Origin of the sequence: Moorena sp. SIO4A1 (assembly GCF_010672065.1) — a bacterium.
Classification (GTDB): domain Bacteria; phylum Cyanobacteriota; class Cyanobacteriia; order Cyanobacteriales; family Coleofasciculaceae; genus Moorena.
The window spans coordinates 1-1,155 of record NZ_JAAHHX010000939.1 but is presented as its reverse complement, the minus strand read 5'-3'; the positions used below and the strand labels follow the sequence as shown (position 1 = coordinate 1,155).

Here is a 1,155-nt window from a genome sequence, read left to right as displayed (position 1 = left end):
TGTTGAGACGTTAGCTAATTGGTTGACACTCCCCGGTCATTAGACGCGGGGATTCTTCATTCATCGACTCGACTTGCTGAACCTGACCGGAATCAAGAACAGTAGAGGCCAAATCTCCTGAAGCGTTCGGATTAATAATCCAAGTTCCGACGTGCCCCGTCGTACTTATGGCTCTATTGCGGATGTTGATGGCGGCGTTGTGGTCTCTATCAAGTTCACATCCGCATTCACAGACATGAGTCCTAGTAGAAAGGGATTTCTTGACTACCTCACCACATTCAGAACAGTTTTGACTAGTATAGGCAGGATTTACTGCAACAGTTATCCTGTCAAATTTAGTTCCAAAATGTTCCAGCCATTTCCTGAATTGATACCAACCTGCGTCGTTAATAGACTTGGCGAGACAGTGATTTTTTACCAGATTTTTAACTCTTAAATCTTGCCTTCGGCACGCTACGCGAACGTAGGCGACCAGATCGTTAGATTCGGCGTAGCCGACGCTGCGCGAACGGATTACGCAACGTGCAAGTCTCTTTGCATGTTCTTCACGCTGCCTACTTATTTTAAGATGCTGTCTACTTAGCCTATTAACCGCTTTTTTGCGATTGGATGTTCGCGTAGCGTGGCCTACGGCCTTGCCTTTCTTTTTCCGAGAAACCCGGCGCTGATAAAACTTTAAACGTTTCTCCCCTTTTCTGTAGAATCGGGGATTGGGTTCAGAATGACCATTGGAGTCTGTGTAGAACTCTTTGATTCCTACATCTAGGCCAACCATCTCGCCTGTGTGCTCTACTTCCTCTTTCACGTTAACTGCAACGCAGAATTGAACGTAGTACCCATCAGCTCGCTTGACTATCCGAACCCGATTAATTTGCTTCTTGTCGAAGCGCCACAACTCCCAGGTGCCTTTGAGCTTAAGCTTTCCAATCCCTTTTTTGTCTGTGAAGGTTATAGACTTTTTGTCAGGAGATAATTTCCATCCTGACTTCTTGTATTCGACAGACCGAGCAAGTTTTTGGAACCTTGGAAAACCCTTCTTGCCTGGGACTTTTTTCTTGCAATTATCGTAGAAGCGAACAATCGATGACCATGCCCTCTCAGACGCAGCCTGACGAGCAGTAGAGTTTAATTCATTGGCAAATGAGAATTCTTTTG

Annotated in this window: 1 protein-coding gene; it reads right to left on the bottom strand. The window is 45.5% G+C overall.

Translation table 11 applies throughout. The annotated features are described in order from the left end of the window. Positions 1-10: 10 nt before the first annotated feature. On the bottom strand, positions 11-1,155 hold a 1,145-nt coding region (locus F6K53_RS44275; protein ID WP_293087255.1), incomplete at its 5' end, for a transposase.